Raw genomic sequence first — 16,510 nt, forward strand, 5'->3', positions numbered from 1 at the left:
CCCGGGTGTCGAACAGCCGGTGCCCGGGGGTCTGCCGGCACCGGCACGCCTCCGCCGAGGAGGTCGACCATGTCGTCACCGGCGCCCGCCCGCACCCCTCCGGCCACCCGCCCCCCGCTCGACCGGGGCCGGGAACCGCGCCGCACCATCACCCGGCACCCCACCCCGGTGCCGGCGATCGCCGGCCGCTACCGGTTCGACCGGCACACCGGGAGCTGGTGGTGGTCCCCGGAGATGCACGACCTGCTCGGCCTGGACGCCACGGCCACCGCGCCCTGCACCGAGGCGCTGATCGGCGTCCAGCACCCCGACGACGCCGGGCGGGTGCTCGCCGCCCTCTCGGCCTGCGGGGCCGGCCGGCCGTTCGCGGTCGAGACCCGCGTCGTGCACCCGGCACGTCCACCGCGACAGGTGCTGCTGGTCGGCGAGCCCGACCGGGACGACGCGGGCGGCGTGCGCGCGGTGGAGGGCATCTGCGTCGACCTCACCGGCTCCCGGCCACCGGTGCCCGGGCCCACCGGCGCCGAGATCCTCCGGGCCGAGGTCCAGCAGCTCCGGGCGGCCATGGCCAGCCGCGCGGTCATCGAGCAGGCCAAGGGCATCCTCATGGTGCTCACCGGCTGCACCGAGCAGGTCGCGTTCGACCTGCTGTCGCACATCTCCAGCCACACGCACCGGAAGGTCCGGGACGTGGCCCAGGCCATCACCGCCTCGGCCACGGGGCACGGCCGGCTGCCCGAGGACGTGCGCCTCATCCTCCGGGACGCCTGCCCCCCGGGGTAGCCGCCCGGCCGGGCCCTCGCCGGAGCCGCCGTCCCGCCGCCGGGCGGGTTCCGGCAGGATCGCGGGCAGCCCGTGGTGTCCGGGGTCGCGGCCCCCGGGCCGCCGAGGAGGGAGAGCCTGCGATGTTCTACGTCCTGGCCCGATTCGTGCTGCGCCCGCTGTTCTTCCTCATGTGCCGGCCGCAGATCACCGGGCGCGAGAACGTGCCGCTCGACCGGCCGGTCATCCTCGCCAGCAACCACCTGTCCTTCATCGACAGCATCGCCATCCCGCTGGCCGCCCCGCGCCGGGTGGCCTACCTGGCCAAGGCCGAGTACTTCACCGGCCGGGGAGTCGGCGGGTGGCTCACCCGCACGCTGTTCACCGCGCTGGGGGCCCACCCGGTCGAGCGGGAGACCCACCGGGCCGCGCAGGCCGCCCTGGACACCGCACTCGGCATCCTGCGGGGCGGCACCGCCTTCGGCCTCTACCCGGAGGGCACCCGGTCCAAGGACGGCCGGCTGGCCCGCGGCAAGACCGGGGTCGCCTGGCTCGCGCTCACCGCCGACTGCCCCGTCGTCCCGGTCGCGGTGCGCGGCACCGACAAGGTGCAGCCGGTGGGTGCGCGCTGGCCACGCCCGCACCGCATCGCGATCACCTTCGGCGAGCCGCTGACCTTTCCCGAGCTGGCCGGCCAGGCGAACCGCAACCGGGCCCGCCGCGAGGTCACCGATCGGATCATGCTGGCGATCGCCGACCTCTCCGGGCAGGAGAAGGCCGGCTGGGACGCCCCGCGCGAGGCGGCGTGAGCGGAGGGCTGCTCGTCGCCGGCACGACCTCGGACGCCGGCAAGTCGGTGGTCACCGCCGGCATCTGCCGCTGGCTGGTGCGCCAGGGGGTGTCGGTGGCGCCGTTCAAGGCGCAGAACATGAGCAACAACTCCATGGTCACCCTCGACGGGGCCGAGATCGGCCGCGCCCAGGTGATGCAGGCGGCGGCGGCGCGGGTCGAGCCGGAGGCGGCCATGAACCCGGTGCTGCTCAAGCCGGGCGGGGAGAACTCCAGCCAGGTGGTCGTGCTCGGCCGGCCCGTGGCCGACGTGACCGCGCTGTCGTACCGGCCGATGAAGGCGGCGCTGCTCGAGCAGGTGCTCGAGTCGCTCGCGGACCTGCGGTCGCGGTACGACGTCGTCGTCTGCGAGGGCGCCGGCTCCCCCACCGAGATCAACCTACGGCCCGACGACATCGCCAACATGGGCCTGGCCACCGCCGCCGGCCTGCCCGTGGTCGTCGTGGGCGACATCGACCGGGGCGGCGTCTTCGCCGCCCTGCACGGCACCGTGGCGCTGATGCCGGCGTCGGACCAGCGGCTGGTCGCCGGGTTCCTGGTGAACAAGTTCCGCGGCGACGTGCGGCTGCTGCGGCCCGGGCTGGACCAGCTGACCGCGCTCACCGGGCGGCCGACGCTCGGCGTCCTGCCCTGGCTCTCCGGCCTGGAGCTGGACGTCGAGGACTCGCTGAACGTGCCCGCCGCGTCCGCCGCCTCGCCACCGGTCGGCGACGACGCCCTGCGCGTCTCGGTCGCCCGGCTGCCCCGGCTGTCGAACTTCACCGACCTCGACGCGCTGGCCGCCGAGCCCGGTGTGCTCGTGCGGTACGCGACCCGGCCCGAGGAGCTCGCCGACGCCGATCTGGTCGTGCTGCCCGGGACGCGCGCGACCGTCGCCGACCTGGCCTGGCTGCGCGCGACCGGGCTCGCCGACGCCGTGCTGCGCCGGGCGGCGGAGGGGACTCCGGTGCTCGGCATCTGCGGCGGCCACCAGATGCTGGCCCGGTCGATCACCGACGAGGTGGAGTCCCGGGCGGGCACCGTGACCGGGCTGGGCCTGCTGCCCGCCGCCGTCCGGTTCGCCCGGGAGAAGACGCTGGCCCGCCCGGTGGGGTCCGCGCTGGGCGAGACGGTGCACGGCTACGAGATCCACCACGGGGTCGTGACCGTCGACGGCGACGCCGAGCCGTTCCTCGACGGGGCCCGCGCGGGATCGGTCTTCGGGACGACCTGGCACGGCGCGCTGGAGAACGACGGCTTCCGCCGGGCCTTCCTCGTCGAGGTCGCCCGGATCACCGGCCGCCGCTTCGTCCCCTCCCCGGACACCGACTTCGCGGCGGTGCGGGAGGCCCGGCTGGACCGGCTGGGCGACCTGGTCGCCGAGCACGCCGACACCGACGCGCTGTGGCGGCTGATCGAGGCAGGACCGCCCGCCGACCTGCCGATGCTGCCGCCGGGCGCCGGGTTCAGCCCTCGCTGAGGCGGGCCCGCACGTCGTCCGGCCAGGGGGTGGCGCGGCCGTCGGTGACGGAGACGTAGGTGGTGCGCACCACGCAGCAGACCCGGTCGCCGACGCGCACGGTGAACCGCACCGACACGCTGGTGCGGCCGACCTTCTCCGTCTCGGCGTCCACGGCGACGGTGTCGCCCCAGCGGGCCGACGACGTCCACTCGAGCGCGGTGGCCTTGACCACCGGGTCGATGCCGCGGGCGACCAGCTCGTCCCACGCGAACCCCTGCGCGGCCCACCACCCGTTCGACGCCTCGTCGGCCCACGTCAGGTAGTGGGCGTTGAAGACGACGCCCTGCTGGTCGCACTCGACGTAGCGGACGGGGGAACTCCAGACCTCGGGCACGGGTCGCCACGCTAGCCGCACGGGCCGATACCGTCTGGGCGTGCACCCCGAGACGCCCGCCACCCCGCCCTCCGACGCCGTCGTGCTCGCCGGGTACCGGGAGGCGTCTCCACGGGTGCTGAACAAGGTGATCGGCGCGCTGGACGGCTACTGCCGCGACTTCATCGCGCTGAGCCCGTTCGCCACGCTGGCCACCGCCTCGCCCGACGGCTGGCCCGACGTCTCCCCGCGGGGCGGCGCGCCCGGCTTCGTGCACGTGCTCGACGAGCACCGGCTGGCGCTGCCGGACCGGAGCGGCAACAACCGGGTCGACAGCCTGCGCAACCTGGTGGCCAACCCGAGGGCCGCGCTGATGTTCTTCGTCCCCGGCTTCGACGAGACGCTGCGGGTCTACGGGACGACGTCGCTGGTGGACCCCGGGTCGCTGGATCTCGACCTCACCGAGTTCGGCCGGGCACCGCTGTCGGTGCTGGTGGTCCAGGTGGAGCGCGCCTACTTCCAGTGCCCGAAGTCGGTCATGCGCTCGGGCCTGTGGGACCCGGAGCAGCGGGTGGACCGCTCGGCCTTCGCGCCGTTCGGCGAGGTGATGCGCGAGCACTGCCGGGACACCACCATCCCCACCGACGACGCGGTGATCCGGGCGGACCTGGCGCTGGAGCTCTGACGCCGGCGGGTTCTGTCGGTGCGGCGCCCTAACCTGCGGCCATGTCCTTCGACGTGCAGGTCGTGGTCGACTCGTCCGCCCCGCATGAGCTCGCCGACTGGTGGGCCGAGGCGCTGGGCTGGCGGGTGGAACCCCAGGACGAGGCCTTCATCCGCCGGATGGTCGAGACCGGCGCCGCCGCCGGGTCGGACACCACCACGCACCGTGGCGCACTGGTGTGGAAGGCAGGCGCCGCGATCACCTCGACGGAGCCGGGCCGCCCGCGCGTGCTGTTCCAGCTCGTCCCCGAGCCGAAGGCCGTCAAGAACCGGCTGCACCTCGACGTCCGGGTCGCGCCCGAGCGGCGGGAGGAGGAGGTGGCCCGGCTCGCCGGGCTGGGTGCCACGGAGCTGTGGCGCGGCCAGCAGGGCCCGTTCGCATGGGTGACGATGGCCGACCCGCAGGGCAACGAGTTCTGCCTCACCTGAGGAGGCACTCCCCCTGGGTGCTCAGCCGGCGCGCAGGTCGCGGGCGAGCTTCCGGTCGGCGACGGCCCGCTCGGCCACGGCGCGCACCCGAAGGCGGCGGCGTCTGCGACTGGAGCCCAGGTAGCGGGCGTCCTCCACCAACTGGAAGGCGGCGAGCACGCTCGCCTGCACCTCCCGTGCGCGTGGGAGCGCCGGGCGCGCCGGTTCGGCCGAAGTCATGAGCCCCCCTTCTCCCGGGGGCGCCGCCACGCTCCCGTGCGCCCATCGTGCCCCCGTATCGACACCGCCAACCCCCACGGTGACCAGATGGTGCCGATGTGTCACGTGTGACACACGGTGATGCTCCTGTGTCCTCGCCGGGGCGCACGATGCCGTCGCGGCCACCCCTCCGTACGGTGCGGTCATGGCCAGGTTCCGGCTCGGGCGGACGGCGGCGCACACCGCGGGCCGCGTGCTGCACCTGCTGCGCAGCAGCCGTTCCCCCGCCCGCGGGCGGCCCGCGCCGCCGGGGAGCCCGCGGCCGGCCGGCGCGCCGGACGTGGAGTACCGGCCGTTCGACGACGACCGTCCCGATCCCGGGGAGATCGTCTGGGCCTGGGTGCCCTTCGAGGAGGACGACGGCCGGGGCAAGGACCGACCGGTGCTGATCATCGGCCGGCGGGGCGAGGACCTCCTCGGTCTGATGCTGACCAGCCGCGACCACGACCGGGACGCCGCCGACGAGGCCCGGCACGGCCGGTCGTGGACCGACATCGGCACCGGCGCCTGGGACCCGCGAGGGCGGGCGAGCGAGGTGCGGCTGGACCGGCTGCTGGTGCTCGATCCCGGGACGGTCCGCCGGGAGGGCGCCGCGCTGGACCGCAGCCGCTTCGACCGCGTCGTGGCCGAGGCCCGCCGCGTGCAGGGCTGGTGAGGCGGGGGTCAGTCCGCGACCGACTCGTCCCGCGCGGGCCGCCGCACCGGCGGCCGCAGGTTGTAGACGCCGAGGCCGTCGCCGATCGGCTCCAGGTCGTAGCGGTGCACGACCTTCGGCCCGCCGTGGAGGTGGACGTGGGTCACCGTCGGCAGCGGGTCACCGTGCCGGGCCTCCCGGATCTGCACCCGGCCGTCGAGCGGACCACCGACGAACAGCAGCACCGCGTCGTCGGCGTCGGCCCCGGTCGTGGCCGCGTTCTCCTCGGACAGGTCCCTCTCCTCCCGCTCGTGCGCCGGTCCACGAGGGTAGGCGCGTCCGGCCCGCCCGTCAGGTCCCCCGCCCCCCGGCAGCCCGGTGGCCGGGTCGCTCAGCCCGGGGGTCTGCGCCGGAGCCGGCGCGCCACCAGTGGGGCGCTGAAGAGCATGACGAACAGCCGGATCACCTGGACGGCGAGGACGAAGGTGGTGTCGGCGCCCGAGTCCCGGGCGGTGGCCAGCACCGCGTAGAGCCCACCGGGCGTGGTGGCCAGGTAGCCCTCGAGCGCGGTGGCCCCGGTGGCGGCGGCCAGCAGCCCGCCCAGCCCGGCGCACGCCAGCACCAGGGCCAGCATGATCGCCAGCGCCAGCGGCAGGGCGCGGCCGATGGCACGCAGGCTCCCGCGGGTGAAGCTGATGCCGACCTGCAGGCCGATCACGAGGAAGGCCGCGCTCTCGACGAGGGCGGGCACCCCCGCACCACCGGAGAGGCCGGTCAGGTCGGCGACCGCGGCGGCGACCAGCGGGCCCAGCAGCGCGGCGACGGGGACCCGGAGCAGCCGGCCCCCGACCAGCCCCACGAGCGAGCAGGAGGCGGTGAACGCCAGCCCGGCGGGCCAGCCCGGCCCCCCGGCGTCGCCGGGGGTGAGCCCGGCTCCCGCGGTGGCGCCGTAGGCGGTGGTGGCGACCACCGGCATGAGCAGGACGATGAGCAGCACCCGCAGGTACTGGAGCACCGCGACCATCCGCTCGTCGGCTCCCAGATCGCGGGCCATCACCACGATGCCGGAGGCGCCACCGGCGATCATGGCGAACGCCCCCGTGACCGGACTGACCCCCCGGTGCAGCCGCAGGGCGAGCCCGGCCAGCAGGCTCAGCACGAGCGTCCCGACGGTGACCAGGAGGACCGGGAGCCAGTCGGCGGCCACCGCCCGCAGCGTGCCGAGGTCGACCAGGGCGCCCATGGAGACGCCGACGACCGCCTGCCCGGCGGTCCCGAGCCGCTCAGGGACCCGTGCCGGTGCAGGTACCGCGAGCGCGCGGACCAGCCCGGCGACCAGGCCCCCGAACAGCGCGGGCGACGGCAGGCCGGCCAGGCCCAGCAGCAGGCCGAGCGCGACGGCTCCGCCGACGACGACGGCCGCGTCGAGCAGCGTCGCACCCCGTCCGCCCCGCACCAGCCCCCCGCTCCCCGTTCCGCCGCCGGCGCACACTCTGCCGGTGTGCCGCTGGCCACGCGCGGGTGGTCGGCCGCCGGCGACCCGGCAGCGAGGGCGCTCCGCACGGGAAGTCGGGCGCACCGCCCCGAGGGCGGACTCAGCCGCCGGTGATCCGCCGCAGTTCGGCGACGTGGGCGTCGAAGGCCGCCCGGCCGGCCGGGGTCAGGGCCAGGCTGGTGCGCACCCGGGACGCGCGGGTGACCTTGCGGACCGTCACGTACCCGGCCGCCTCCAGCTGCTTGACGTGCTTGGAGAGGACCGAGTCGCTGACGCCGACCTGCTCGCGGACGGCGGCGAAGTCCATCGTGTCGACGACGGCGAGCAGCCCGCACACCTGCAGCCGCGGCGGGGCGTGCACGACCGGGTCGAAGCGCGGTTCGACGGCGGTCACAACTCGCCGCGGAGCTCGGCGGCGTAGATGCGCGTCCACCACCGGCTCACCAGCGCGACGGCGACGCCGCAGGCCGCCGACACCCCGAGCAGCAGCTCCGGCAGGTCGAGGAAGGCGTCGAGGCACGCGGCGACCACCCAGCTGACGCAGCACCAGAACCAGACCGTCGTCGCCCGCTGGGTCGGACCGGGCCGCATGCCGTTGACCCACATGCCGGTGAGCCTCCGGTAGACGGTCACCAGCCCCCAGCAGCCGGCGAGGAACACCAGCCCCGCGCCGCCGATCAGCCACCAGTTGTGGGTCGCGTAGCTGCCCAGGAAGGCGAAGACGAGCACGCCGAGGAGCACGTCGTACCACCAGGGCTGGACCACCCGTTCGGCCAGCGCCACGCGCTGGGCCCGGAGGGTGGCGAGCTCCGCCGCCGCCCTCGTCGCATCCGTCGCACGCTCGTCGCTTTCCATGTCGGAAAGGCTGCTCGTCGCTTTCCGATCCGTCAAGTCGCGCCACGCGACCGTTACACGGCCGTGGTCTCATGGCGGTCCGCCCGACGACCGCGAAGAGGAGACGTGACCGATCTGCGCCACCACGGGGACGCCGAGCTGGCGCCCGGCCTGGTCGACCTCGCCGTGAACGTGCGGGCCGGCACGCCACCGGCCTGGCTGACCGACGTCCTGCGCGGCGCGCTGGACGACAGCGCCGCCTACCCCGACGGCACCCGCGCGCGGACGGCGGTCGCCGCCGCACACGGTCGCGCCCCCGCCGAGGTGCTGCTCACCGCGGGCGCCGCCGAGGCGTTCGTGCTGCTGGCCCGCGCTCTGCGGCCCCGGCGCGCCGTCGTCGTCCACCCGTCCTTCACCGAGCCGGAGGCGGCGCTGCGGGCCGCCGGGCACCCGGTCAGCCGGCACCTGCTCTCCCCCGCCGACGGTTACCGGCTCGACCCCGCCGCGATCCCCGACGACGCGGACCTCGTCGTCCTGGGCAACCCGACCAACCCGACGTCGGTGCTGCACCCGGCCGGCGACCTGGCCGCCCTGACCCGACCGGGACGGATCGTCCTGGTCGACGAGGCATTCGCGGACACGGTCCCCGGCGAGCCGGAGTCCCTCGCCGGGCGCACGGACCTGCCCGGGCTCCTCGTGGTGCGCAGCCTGACCAAGACCTGGGGCCTGGCCGGGGTGCGGGTCGGCTACGCCCTCGGGCCACGGGAGCTGATCGCGGCGATGGCCGCCCAGCAGCCACCGTGGCCGGTCAGCACGCCCGCGCTCGCCGCACTGGTGGCCTGCAGCACCCCGGCCGCGCGCGCCGAGGCCGGCGCCGCGGCCGTCGAACTGGTCGCCCACCGGGAGGCGCTGCTCACTGCGCTGCCGGCACCGGTCGAGGTGGTCGCCGAGCCCCGTTCCTCGTTCGTCCTCCTGCGCGTGCCCGACGGCGCGCGGGTGCGCGCCGCGCTGCGGGACGCCGGCTGGGCGGTGCGCCGCGGCGACACCTTCCCGGGCCTCACGACCGACCACCTCCGGGTCGCGGTGCGGGATCCGCAGACCTCGCGCGCGTTCGCCGGAACGCTCGCTGGGATCCTGGCGGGGACGCACGGGCCCGGCTCCGCCCCCGGAACCGCCCCCCGCATCCCCGAGGAGATCCGCTGAACGCCACCCCGGTGCCCCCCGAGTCGGGCACGGTCTACCCGGTCGGCCTGCGGCTGCGCGACCGGCCGGTCGTCGTCGTCGGCGGCGGCCGGGTCGCCCACCGGCGCGTCGCCGGTCTGCTGGAGGCCCGGGCCCGCGTCACGGTGGTCAGCCCGGAGGTCACCCCGGCGCTCGAGTCGCTCGCCGCGGCCGGCAGCACGACCTGGCACCGACGGCCCTACCGGCCCGGGGATCTCGACGGCGCCTGGTACGCCGTCGCCGCCACCGACGACCCGGCGGTCAACGCGGCCGTGGCCGAGGAGGCCGAGCGCGCCCGCATCTTCTGCGCCCGCGCCGACGACCGCGCCGCCTCCAGCGTCTGGACCCCGGCGATCGGCCGGCAGGGCGACCTGGTGGTGGGCGTGCACGGCGGCGGGGACCCGCAGCGGGCGATCGGGGTGCGGGACGCGATCGTCGCCGGGCTGACCGACGGCAGCATCCGCGACCGCGCCGCACGCCCGACCCCCGCGGGAAGCGTGGTGCTGGTGGGTGGCGGCCCGGGTGATCCGGGGCTGATCACCGTGCGCGGCCGGCAGGCGCTGGCCACCGCCGACGTCGTCGTCGCCGACCACCTCGGCCCCCAGCCACTGCTCGCCTCGCTCCCCCCCGAGGTCGAGGTCGTCGACGCCTCCAAGCTGCCGCGCGGCCGCTCGATGGCCCAGGAGACCATCAACGACCTGCTGATCACCCACGCCCGCGCCGGCCGCCGCGTCGTCCGTCTCAAGGGCGGCGACCCCTTCGTCTTCGGCCGCGGCTTCGAAGAGGTCCAGGCCTGCACCGACGCCGGCATCCCCGTCGAGGTCGTGCCCGGCATCACCAGCGCCGTCGCCGTCCCCGCCCTCGCCGGCATCCCGGTCACCCACCGCGGCCTCACCCACGAATTCGTCGTCGTCTCCGGCCACCTGCCCCCCGGCCACCCCCAGTCACTGGTCGACTGGGCCGCCCTCGGCGCACTGCGCGGCACCCTCGTCGTCCTCATGGGCGTCGACACCGCCCCCGCCATCGCCGCCGCCCTCGTCGAGCACGGCCGCGCACCCGACACCCCCGTCGCGGTCGTCACCGACGGCTCCACCCCCACCCAGCGGTCGCTGCGCACCACCCTGGCCGACCTCCCGGCCACCCTCACCGAGCACGCAGTCCGCCCCCCGGCGGTCTGGGTCGTCGGTGAGGTGGCCGGGCTCACCGCTGCCACCTAGGAGCCGTCGGCCACCGTCGCGAACACCACGGTGTTCTCCGTGCTGGTCCCCGCAGCGTCGTCGAACTCACCGCCGCAGGTGGCCAGCGCGGCGTCGGCCTCCGCAGGATGCCCGCTGAGCGCGCTCCGGGCGCGGTGGCGGATCCGTTCGTCCACGCGGGGGGTCGCTACGACTCGCACGTGAGTCGCTACGCGGCGTGAGAGCCACCGCCGTTCCGTATGCACTTGTGCTCTCGATGTAGTACTCCTACTATCGGCCGCACCGACGAGCGCACAGGGGTGTGGCGGTATGGGTCCTCAGCGGGACACGGCAGGTGAACCGGTCGTCCGGACCAGCGGGCTACGGATGACCTACGGCGAGCAGGAAGTCCTCTCCGGCGTCGACCTCGAGGTCCACCCCGGCGAGGTCGTCTGCCTGCTCGGCCCCAACGGGGCCGGCAAGACCACGACGATCGAGATCCTGGAGGGCTTCCGGCTGCCCTCGGCCGGGGAGGTCCGGGTGCTGGGGGAGAACCCGGCCACCGCGGGCGACGCGTGGCGGGCCCGGGTGGGCGTGGTGCTGCAGTCCTGGCGCGACCACGCCCGCTGGACGCCGCGCCGGCTGCTCACCCAGCTCGGCGGCTACTTCACGCCCTACTCGACACCCGAGCGCCGGCGCCCGTACGACGTCGACGAGCTCATCGCCACCGTCGGCCTCGACGAGCACGCCGACCGCAAGATCGGCACCCTCTCCGGCGGCCAGCGCCGGCGGCTCGACGTGGCCGTCGGCATCATCGGCCGGCCCGAGCTGCTCTTCCTCGACGAACCCACGGCCGGCTTCGACCCGCAGGCGCGGCGGGACTTCCACGAGCTGGTGCACCGGCTGTCCGACCTGGAGGGCACGAGCATCCTGCTCACCACCCACGACCTGGCCGAGGCGGAGAAGCTGGCCGACCGGATCCTCATCCTGGCCCACGGCCGGATCGTCGCCGCCGGCAGCGCCGACGAGCTCACCCGCCAGGTCGCCGGCACGGCGGAGGTGCGCTGGGCCTGCGGCGCGGAACGCTACGTGCACCCCACCGACGACGTCGTCCCCTTCGTCCGCCGGCTGTTCGAGGAGCACGGCGACCGGCTCACCGACCTCGAGGTCCGCCGCGCCAGCCTCGAGGACACCTACCTGGCGATGGTGCAGCGCTTCGAGTCCGGCCGCCCGGCCGACCCGGTCCTGGAGGAGGTCACCCGATGAACGCCACCCGGCACGCGATCGGTCTGGGGCTCCAGCGGGGCTGGACGGAGTTCGTCCTGAGCCTGCGCAGCCCGCAGGACCAGGGCTTCTACCTGTTCACCGCCGTCGGCACCTTGCTCTACCTCTGGTTCAACCGGGACAACGAGCTCGAGGGCACCGGGCTGATGTACCCGACGTACGCGCTGCCCAGCATCCTCGGCGCGCTGCTGGCCTTCGGTGTGGTGATCGGTCCGGCCTTCGCGCTGGCCATGGAGCGCGAGGACGGCACGTTGCTGCGGCACAAGGCGCTCCCCCACGGCATGCCGGGGTACGTGACCGGGCAGCTGACCTACCACTCCCTCTCGCTGTTCCCGTCGCTGCTGACCGTGCTGGTGCCGAGTTTCCTGCTCTTCGACGGGCTTATGCACGGCGGCGCGTCGGGGTGGCTCACCGTCGCCTGGGTGGTCGTGCTCGGGCTGCTGGCCACGCTGCCGCTGGGCATGATCCTGGGGGCGGTCGTGCCGAGCACGCAGAAGGTGGGCAGCTGGGGCATGCTGCCGGTACTGGTCCTCACGGCGATCTCGGGGATCTTCTTCCCGATCACGCTGATGTGGGGGTGGGTGCAGGCCGTGGCGCAGGTCTTCCCGATCTACTGGATCGGCCTGGGGTTGCGCTCGGCGTTCCTCCCCGACGCGGCGGCGACCCTCGAGCTCGGCGACTCGTGGCGCACCGGCCTCACCGTCGTGGTCCTGGCCGCCTGGGCCGTGTTCGGCGCGCTGGTCACCCCCCGGGTGCTGCGCCGGATGGCGCGCCGGCAGTCCGGGTCGCAGGTGCAGGCGGCCCGGGAGGCCACCCTGCAGTGGGTGCGCTGATCGGTGGCTCCTGATCGCCCCGCCGGCGACCGTTCCGGCGACGCCGTCCACAACCGGATATCGCTGCTGCGCGCCGAGCAGCAGGTGACCCGGCGGGAGCTCGCCGACGCCCTCGGCGTCCACTACCAGACCGTCGGCTACCTGGAGCGCGGCGAGTACAACCCGAGCCTGCACCTGGCCCTGCGGATCGCCGAGTTCTTCGGCGTACCGGTCGAGGCGGTCTTCTCGACGCGCCCCTTCCCCCGGATCACCGATCTGCACCGCCCCGCCGACGAGGAGCCCCGCACCGCATAGCGACCCACTGGGCATAGGAAGCTATGCATACGTTCTCGCGCCGGAAACGCATGCATAGCTTCCTATGCCTGGTCGGTGGTCCATCAGATGTTGGCGCCGTCCGGGGGCGGGCCGTCGGGCAGCGCCGCGGCGACGCCCGACCCCGCCGCCTCCGGGGCGTCCATGCCGACGGTGTAGGCGGTCATCGACAGCGAGCCGTAGGCGTAGCCGTCGACCAGCACGTCCACCGGCGCGTCGGTCGCGCCCGCCATGCCGGCCACGTAGAGCAGCGGCAGGAAGTGGTCCGGCGTCGGGACGGCGAGGTCGAAGTCGCGGTGCCCGTCGAGACGGCCGACGTCGGTGGGGTCGGTCAGCATGCACTCCTTCGCCGCCTCGTCGAACCGCTGCGCCCAGTCGAACCCGGCGTCCGGCAGCGCGCGGCTGACCCCGCCGAGGTTGTGGACGACGTTGCCGCTGCCGATGACCAGCACCCCGTCCTCGCGCAGCGGCGCCAGCGCCGCCCCGAGCTGGAGGTGGTAGTCGAAGGACTTGAGCGCGTTGATCGACAGCTGCACCACCGGGACGTCGGCGTCGGGGAAGGCGTGTGCCAGCACCGACCACGCGCCGTGGTCGATGCCCCAGCTGTCGAGGTCGGCCCCCACCCACGTCGGGTGCACGATGTCGGCCACCTCGTCGTACAGCTCCGGCAGGCCCGGGGGCTCGTACCGGACGTCGAACAGCTCCCGCGGGAAGCCGAAGAAGTCGTGGATGGTGCGCGGCCGCGGCATCGCGGTGAGCGCGGTCGCCTGCACGTACCAGTGGGCGGAGATCACCAGGATGGCCCGGGGCCGGGGCACCGACCGCCCGAAGGCCCGCCAGGCCTCCGTGTAGCGGTTGCTCTCCAGCGCGTTCATCGGGTTGCCGTGGCCGAGGAACGCGGCGGGCATCACGGGCATCGCTGACCTCCGCTCTCGTCGCCTCCGTCGATCATCTCGCGCGAAGCCTCGCGGTGCGACGTCGTCGCGGCACCGACAGCGACGGATCAGCCCGGCAGCCGGGTGGCCGCGTCCTCGAGGAGCACCTGCCGTTCCGCCGGGGGGCGGCGGGGGCAGGACAGGCACCTCGCACCGGGCGGCAGCCGGTCCACCAGGCAGCAGGACACCCGGGCGGTGAACCGCGCACCGCCGACGTCGACGTAGCGGGGAGCCGGCAGCGGCGCGCCGACCGCCCGGGCCAGCGGCGCGGCCAGCGCGGTCACCGCCGGGACGTCGCCCAGCGCGCGGCCGAGGCCCAGCAGCCCGTTGGCCAGCGAGTCGGTGGCGATCGCCCAGAGCGGCCGCTCGCGCATCCCGGCGACGTCCGCCAGGGCGGGGACGACGTCGCCGAGCGTCTCGCGGAGCCCCGCCGCCGGGTCGTCGTCCCCCCGCGAGGAGACGGCGGCGAGCGGGAGACCGCCCGGGCTCAGGGCAACGGCGACGTCGGGGAGGCGGCCGGAGAGCGGACGCCCGACCGCGAGCCCGGCCAGCAGCGGCGCCAGGAGGACGGCGGAGGCCGAGTACCACCACACCGTGGCGTGCACCCGGCGGCTGCCGCCGCGGGCCCGGCCGGCGAGCAGGTCGGTCAGCCACACCCGGTCGGCGAACGCGGTCGCCGGAACGACCGGGGCGCCCTCCGGGGGCACCAGGCCGAGCGCCGCCGCACCCGGGATCCGGGCCGCGACCTGCGCCTGGCGACCGCTCACCGGCCCAGTGTGGCCGGTCGTCGCTCGGGGGCTCGCGTGGGGCAGACGCCGGAGCACTGTCCGCCATACGGTGTGTCGTGGCACACGTTGCACGGCCGCGGGCCCACCGCGGCACCGGACCCGGGAGGACCACATGAGCGAGACGCCCCAGCTGGACGGCCGGACCTTCGCGCCGCCCGAGGCCCTGGCCGCCCAGGCCAACGTGGGCCCCGAGGTGTACGAGGAGGCCGCCCGCGACCGGCTGGCGTTCTGGGAGTCCGCGGCGCGACGGCTGAGCTGGGACCAGGAGTGGGACACCGTGCTCGACTGGAGCAACCCGCCGTTCGCGAAGTGGTTCGTCGGCGGCCGGCTCAACGTGGCTTACAACTGCGTGGACCGGCACGTGGAGGACGGCCACGGCGAGCAGGTGGCCTACCACTGGGAGGGCGAGCCGGGCGACACCCGGACGATCACCTACGCCCAGCTCAAGGACGAGGTCTGCCGGGCCGCCAACGCCCTGACCGAGCTCGGTGTGCGGGCCGGCGACCGGGTCGCCATCTACCTGCCGATGATCCCCGAGGCGATCATCTCGATGCTCGCCTGCGCCCGGATCGGCGCGGTGCACATGGTGGTCTTCGGCGGCTTCTCCGCCGACGCCCTGGCGAGCCGGCTCGACGACGCCGGCGCCGTCCTGGTCATCACCGCCGACGGCGGGTACCGCCGCGGCGCCCCCAGCGCCCTCAAGCCCGCCGTCGACGACGCGGTGGGCCGCAGCCCCGGTGTCCGCAACGTCGTCGTGGTCAAGCGCACCGAGCAGGACGTGGAGTGGACCGAGGGCCGCGACCTGTGGTGGGACGACGTGGTCGGCCGGCAGTCCGCCGAGCACGAGTGCGAGTTCTTCGACGCCGAGCACCCGCTGTACATCATGTACACGTCGGGGACGACGGCGAAGCCGAAGGGCATCCTGCACACGTCCGGCGGCTACCTCACCCAGGTCGCCTACACCCACTGGGCCACGTTCGATCTCAAGCCCGACACCGACGTCTTCTGGACCGCGGCCGACGTCGGCTGGGTCACCGGCCACAGCTACATCGTCTACGGGCCGCTGGCCAACCGCGCCACCTCGGTGATGTACGAGGGCACACCCGAGACCCCGCACCGCGGCCGCTGGTTCGAGCTGATCCAGAAGTACGGCGTCACGATCCTCTACACGGCGCCCACGGTCATCCGCACGTTCATGAAGTGGGGCGAGGAGGTCCCGGCCGGCTTCGACCTGACCTCCCTGCGGCTGCTCGGCTCGGTCGGCGAGCCGATCAACCCCGAGGCCTGGCTCTGGTACCACGAGCACATCGGCGGCGGCCGCTGCCCGATCATGGACACCTGGTGGCAGACCGAGACCGGGGCGCACATGCTCACGCCCCTGCCCGGCGTCACCACCCTCACCCCCGGCTCCGCCCAGCACCCGTTCCCGGGCATCTCCGCCAAGGTCGTCGACGACGAGGGCAACGAGCTCACCGACGACTCCACCGGGCTGCTCGTGCTCACCGAGCCGTGGCCGTCGATGCTGCGCACGATCTGGGGGGACGACGACCGGTACGTCGACACCTACTGGTCGCGCTTCGGGAAGAACGTCTACTTCGCCGGTGACGGCGCGAAGAAGGACGCCGAGGGCAACATCTGGCTGCTCGGCCGGGTCGACGACGTGATGAACGTGTCGGGCCACCGCATCTCCACCACCGAGGTCGAGTCCTCGCTGGTCGGCCACCCGACGGTCGCCGAGGCCGCCGTCGTCGGGGCCAGCGACCCGACCACCGGCCAGGGCATCGTCGCGTTCGTCATCCTCCGGGGGAACGCCGAGGACTCCGGCGACGAGCTGGTCCAGCAACTCAAGACGCACGTCGCCAAGGACATCGGCCCGATCGCCAAGCCGCGGCAGATCATGGTGGTGCAGGAGCTGCCCAAGACCCGGTCCGGGAAGATCATGCGCCGGCTGCTGCGCGACATCGCCGAGAACCGCGAGCTGGGCGACGTCACCACGCTGACCGACTCGTCGGTGATGAACATGATCAAGGAGAAGCTGCCCGCCACTCCCGCGGAGGGCTGACCTCCTAGGCATAGGAAGCTCTACCTGCGCCTCGGACCCCGGGCACGCAGGTAGAGCCTCCTATGCCCTCCCGCCCCACCGCGTCTGCAGGCACCGGGACGC

21 protein-coding genes are annotated in these 16,510 nt (G+C 74.7%); 12 read left to right on the forward strand and 9 right to left on the reverse strand.

Annotated elements, in window-relative coordinates; all coding sequences use genetic code 11:
- Window positions 1–69 precede the first annotated feature (69 nt).
- From ACI79Q_RS02410 to ACI79Q_RS02420, 3 genes are all read left to right on the forward strand, one after another.
- Window positions 70–783, forward strand: a complete 714-nt coding sequence (locus ACI79Q_RS02410; RefSeq protein ID WP_456614075.1) for an ANTAR domain-containing protein — start codon at window positions 70–72, stop codon at window positions 781–783.
- 122 nt (window positions 784–905) lie between these two features.
- A complete protein-coding gene (locus ACI79Q_RS02415; RefSeq protein ID WP_456588177.1) occupies window positions 906–1,571 on the forward strand; it encodes a lysophospholipid acyltransferase family protein in 666 nt (221 codons plus the stop codon).
- Window positions 1,568–3,070 (forward strand): cobyric acid synthase, encoded by a 1,503-nt coding sequence (locus ACI79Q_RS02420; RefSeq protein WP_456614076.1) that lies wholly within the window; start codon window positions 1,568–1,570, stop codon window positions 3,068–3,070. Before ACI79Q_RS02415 ends, ACI79Q_RS02420 begins: the two co-directional genes overlap by 4 nt.
- On the opposite strand, the gene ACI79Q_RS02425 is transcribed toward ACI79Q_RS02420, so the two are convergent.
- Window positions 3,057–3,446: an acyl-CoA thioesterase gene (locus ACI79Q_RS02425; RefSeq protein ID WP_456588179.1), complete on the reverse strand. Its 390-nt coding sequence runs from the start codon at window positions 3,444–3,446 to the stop codon at window positions 3,057–3,059. The two genes, ACI79Q_RS02420 and ACI79Q_RS02425, sit on opposite strands and share 14 nt — an antisense overlap.
- Before the next feature lie 40 nt (window positions 3,447–3,486).
- On the opposite strand from ACI79Q_RS02425, the gene ACI79Q_RS02430 reads away from it, so the two are divergent.
- A complete protein-coding gene (locus ACI79Q_RS02430) occupies window positions 3,487–4,110 on the forward strand; it encodes an MSMEG_1061 family FMN-dependent PPOX-type flavoprotein (RefSeq protein ID WP_456588180.1) in 624 nt (207 codons plus the stop codon).
- A 41-nt stretch (window positions 4,111–4,151) separates the two neighbouring features.
- Window positions 4,152–4,577 carry a VOC family protein gene (locus tag ACI79Q_RS02435; RefSeq protein ID WP_456612559.1) on the forward strand — a complete coding sequence of 142 codons (426 nt, stop codon included), beginning with the start codon at window positions 4,152–4,154 and terminating at the stop codon, window positions 4,575–4,577.
- Window positions 4,578–4,598: 21 nt separating this feature from the next.
- Here the strand turns inward: ACI79Q_RS02435 and ACI79Q_RS02440 are convergent, their stop codons facing one another.
- Window positions 4,599–4,796 carry a hypothetical protein gene (locus ACI79Q_RS02440; RefSeq protein WP_456588182.1) on the reverse strand — a complete coding sequence of 66 codons (198 nt, stop codon included), beginning with the start codon at window positions 4,794–4,796 and terminating at the stop codon, window positions 4,599–4,601.
- A gap of 184 nt (window positions 4,797–4,980) precedes the next feature.
- Here ACI79Q_RS02440 and ACI79Q_RS02445 point away from each other — a divergent pair, with 184 nt between their 5' ends.
- Window positions 4,981–5,490, forward strand: a complete 510-nt coding sequence (locus ACI79Q_RS02445) for a type II toxin-antitoxin system PemK/MazF family toxin (RefSeq protein WP_456588183.1) — start codon at window positions 4,981–4,983, stop codon at window positions 5,488–5,490.
- Between the two features lie 8 nt (window positions 5,491–5,498).
- On the opposite strand, the gene ACI79Q_RS02450 is transcribed toward ACI79Q_RS02445, so the two are convergent.
- From ACI79Q_RS02450 to ACI79Q_RS02465, 4 genes are all read right to left on the reverse strand, one after another.
- Window positions 5,499–5,714 carry a hypothetical protein gene (locus ACI79Q_RS02450; protein WP_456588184.1) on the reverse strand — a complete coding sequence of 72 codons (216 nt, stop codon included), beginning with the start codon at window positions 5,712–5,714 and terminating at the stop codon, window positions 5,499–5,501.
- Between the two features lie 146 nt (window positions 5,715–5,860).
- The gene (locus tag ACI79Q_RS02455; RefSeq protein ID WP_456614077.1) at window positions 5,861–6,925 is read right to left on the reverse strand and encodes an AbrB family transcriptional regulator; all 1,065 of its coding nucleotides are present in this window, start codon (window positions 6,923–6,925) and stop codon (window positions 5,861–5,863) included.
- Between the two features lie 139 nt (window positions 6,926–7,064).
- A complete protein-coding gene (locus ACI79Q_RS02460) occupies window positions 7,065–7,358 on the reverse strand; it encodes a transcriptional regulator (RefSeq protein WP_456599040.1) in 294 nt (97 codons plus the stop codon).
- Complete coding sequence (locus ACI79Q_RS02465) at window positions 7,355–7,819, reverse strand: hypothetical protein (RefSeq protein WP_456599039.1); 465 nt, start codon at window positions 7,817–7,819, stop codon at window positions 7,355–7,357. The genes ACI79Q_RS02460 and ACI79Q_RS02465 overlap by 4 nt, the downstream gene beginning before the upstream one ends.
- A 63-nt stretch (window positions 7,820–7,882) precedes the next feature.
- Between ACI79Q_RS02465 and cobC the strand changes: the two genes are divergently transcribed.
- Both cobC and cobA read left to right on the forward strand, forming a co-directional pair.
- Window positions 7,883–9,001, forward strand: a complete 1,119-nt coding sequence (gene cobC, locus ACI79Q_RS02470; RefSeq protein ID WP_456614078.1) for an Rv2231c family pyridoxal phosphate-dependent protein CobC — start codon at window positions 7,883–7,885, stop codon at window positions 8,999–9,001.
- Window positions 9,002–9,012: 11 nt separating this feature from the next.
- Window positions 9,013–10,236 (forward strand): uroporphyrinogen-III C-methyltransferase, encoded by a 1,224-nt coding sequence (gene cobA / locus ACI79Q_RS02475; protein ID WP_456614079.1) that lies wholly within the window; start codon window positions 9,013–9,015, stop codon window positions 10,234–10,236.
- Here the strand turns inward: cobA and ACI79Q_RS02480 are convergent.
- Complete coding sequence (locus tag ACI79Q_RS02480) at window positions 10,233–10,391, reverse strand: hypothetical protein (RefSeq protein WP_456614080.1); 159 nt, start codon at window positions 10,389–10,391, stop codon at window positions 10,233–10,235. The two genes, cobA and ACI79Q_RS02480, sit on opposite strands and share 4 nt — an antisense overlap.
- 190 nt (window positions 10,392–10,581) lie before the next feature.
- Between ACI79Q_RS02480 and ACI79Q_RS02485 the strand changes: the two genes are divergently transcribed.
- The 3 genes from ACI79Q_RS02485 to ACI79Q_RS02495 are packed head-to-tail and all read left to right on the forward strand — an operon-like array spanning window position 10,582 to window position 12,605.
- On the forward strand, window positions 10,582–11,460 hold the full coding sequence (locus ACI79Q_RS02485; protein ID WP_456588191.1) for an ABC transporter ATP-binding protein: 879 nt from the start codon (window positions 10,582–10,584) through the stop codon (window positions 11,458–11,460).
- A complete protein-coding gene (locus ACI79Q_RS02490) occupies window positions 11,457–12,311 on the forward strand; it encodes an ABC transporter permease (protein ID WP_456588192.1) in 855 nt (284 codons plus the stop codon). The genes ACI79Q_RS02485 and ACI79Q_RS02490 overlap by 4 nt, the downstream gene beginning before the upstream one ends.
- A gap of 3 nt (window positions 12,312–12,314) precedes the next feature.
- Complete coding sequence (locus ACI79Q_RS02495; protein WP_456588193.1) at window positions 12,315–12,605, forward strand: helix-turn-helix transcriptional regulator; 291 nt, start codon at window positions 12,315–12,317, stop codon at window positions 12,603–12,605.
- A gap of 83 nt (window positions 12,606–12,688) precedes the next feature.
- On the opposite strand, the gene ygiD is transcribed toward ACI79Q_RS02495, so the two are convergent.
- Window positions 12,689–13,540: a 4,5-DOPA-extradiol-dioxygenase gene (ygiD, locus tag ACI79Q_RS02500; RefSeq protein ID WP_456588194.1), complete on the reverse strand. Its 852-nt coding sequence runs from the start codon at window positions 13,538–13,540 to the stop codon at window positions 12,689–12,691.
- 86 nt (window positions 13,541–13,626) lie between these two features.
- Window positions 13,627–14,325 carry a (2Fe-2S)-binding protein gene (locus ACI79Q_RS02505; protein WP_456588195.1) on the reverse strand — a complete coding sequence of 233 codons (699 nt, stop codon included), beginning with the start codon at window positions 14,323–14,325 and terminating at the stop codon, window positions 13,627–13,629.
- Between the two features lie 133 nt (window positions 14,326–14,458).
- Between ACI79Q_RS02505 and acs the strand changes: the two genes are divergently transcribed.
- Window positions 14,459–16,408, forward strand: a complete 1,950-nt coding sequence (gene acs, locus ACI79Q_RS02510) for an acetate--CoA ligase (protein WP_456588196.1) — start codon at window positions 14,459–14,461, stop codon at window positions 16,406–16,408.
- Window positions 16,409–16,510: the final 102 nt, after the last annotated feature.

The sequence above is a fragment of the Blastococcus sp. SYSU DS0828 genome, assembly GCF_054050975.1.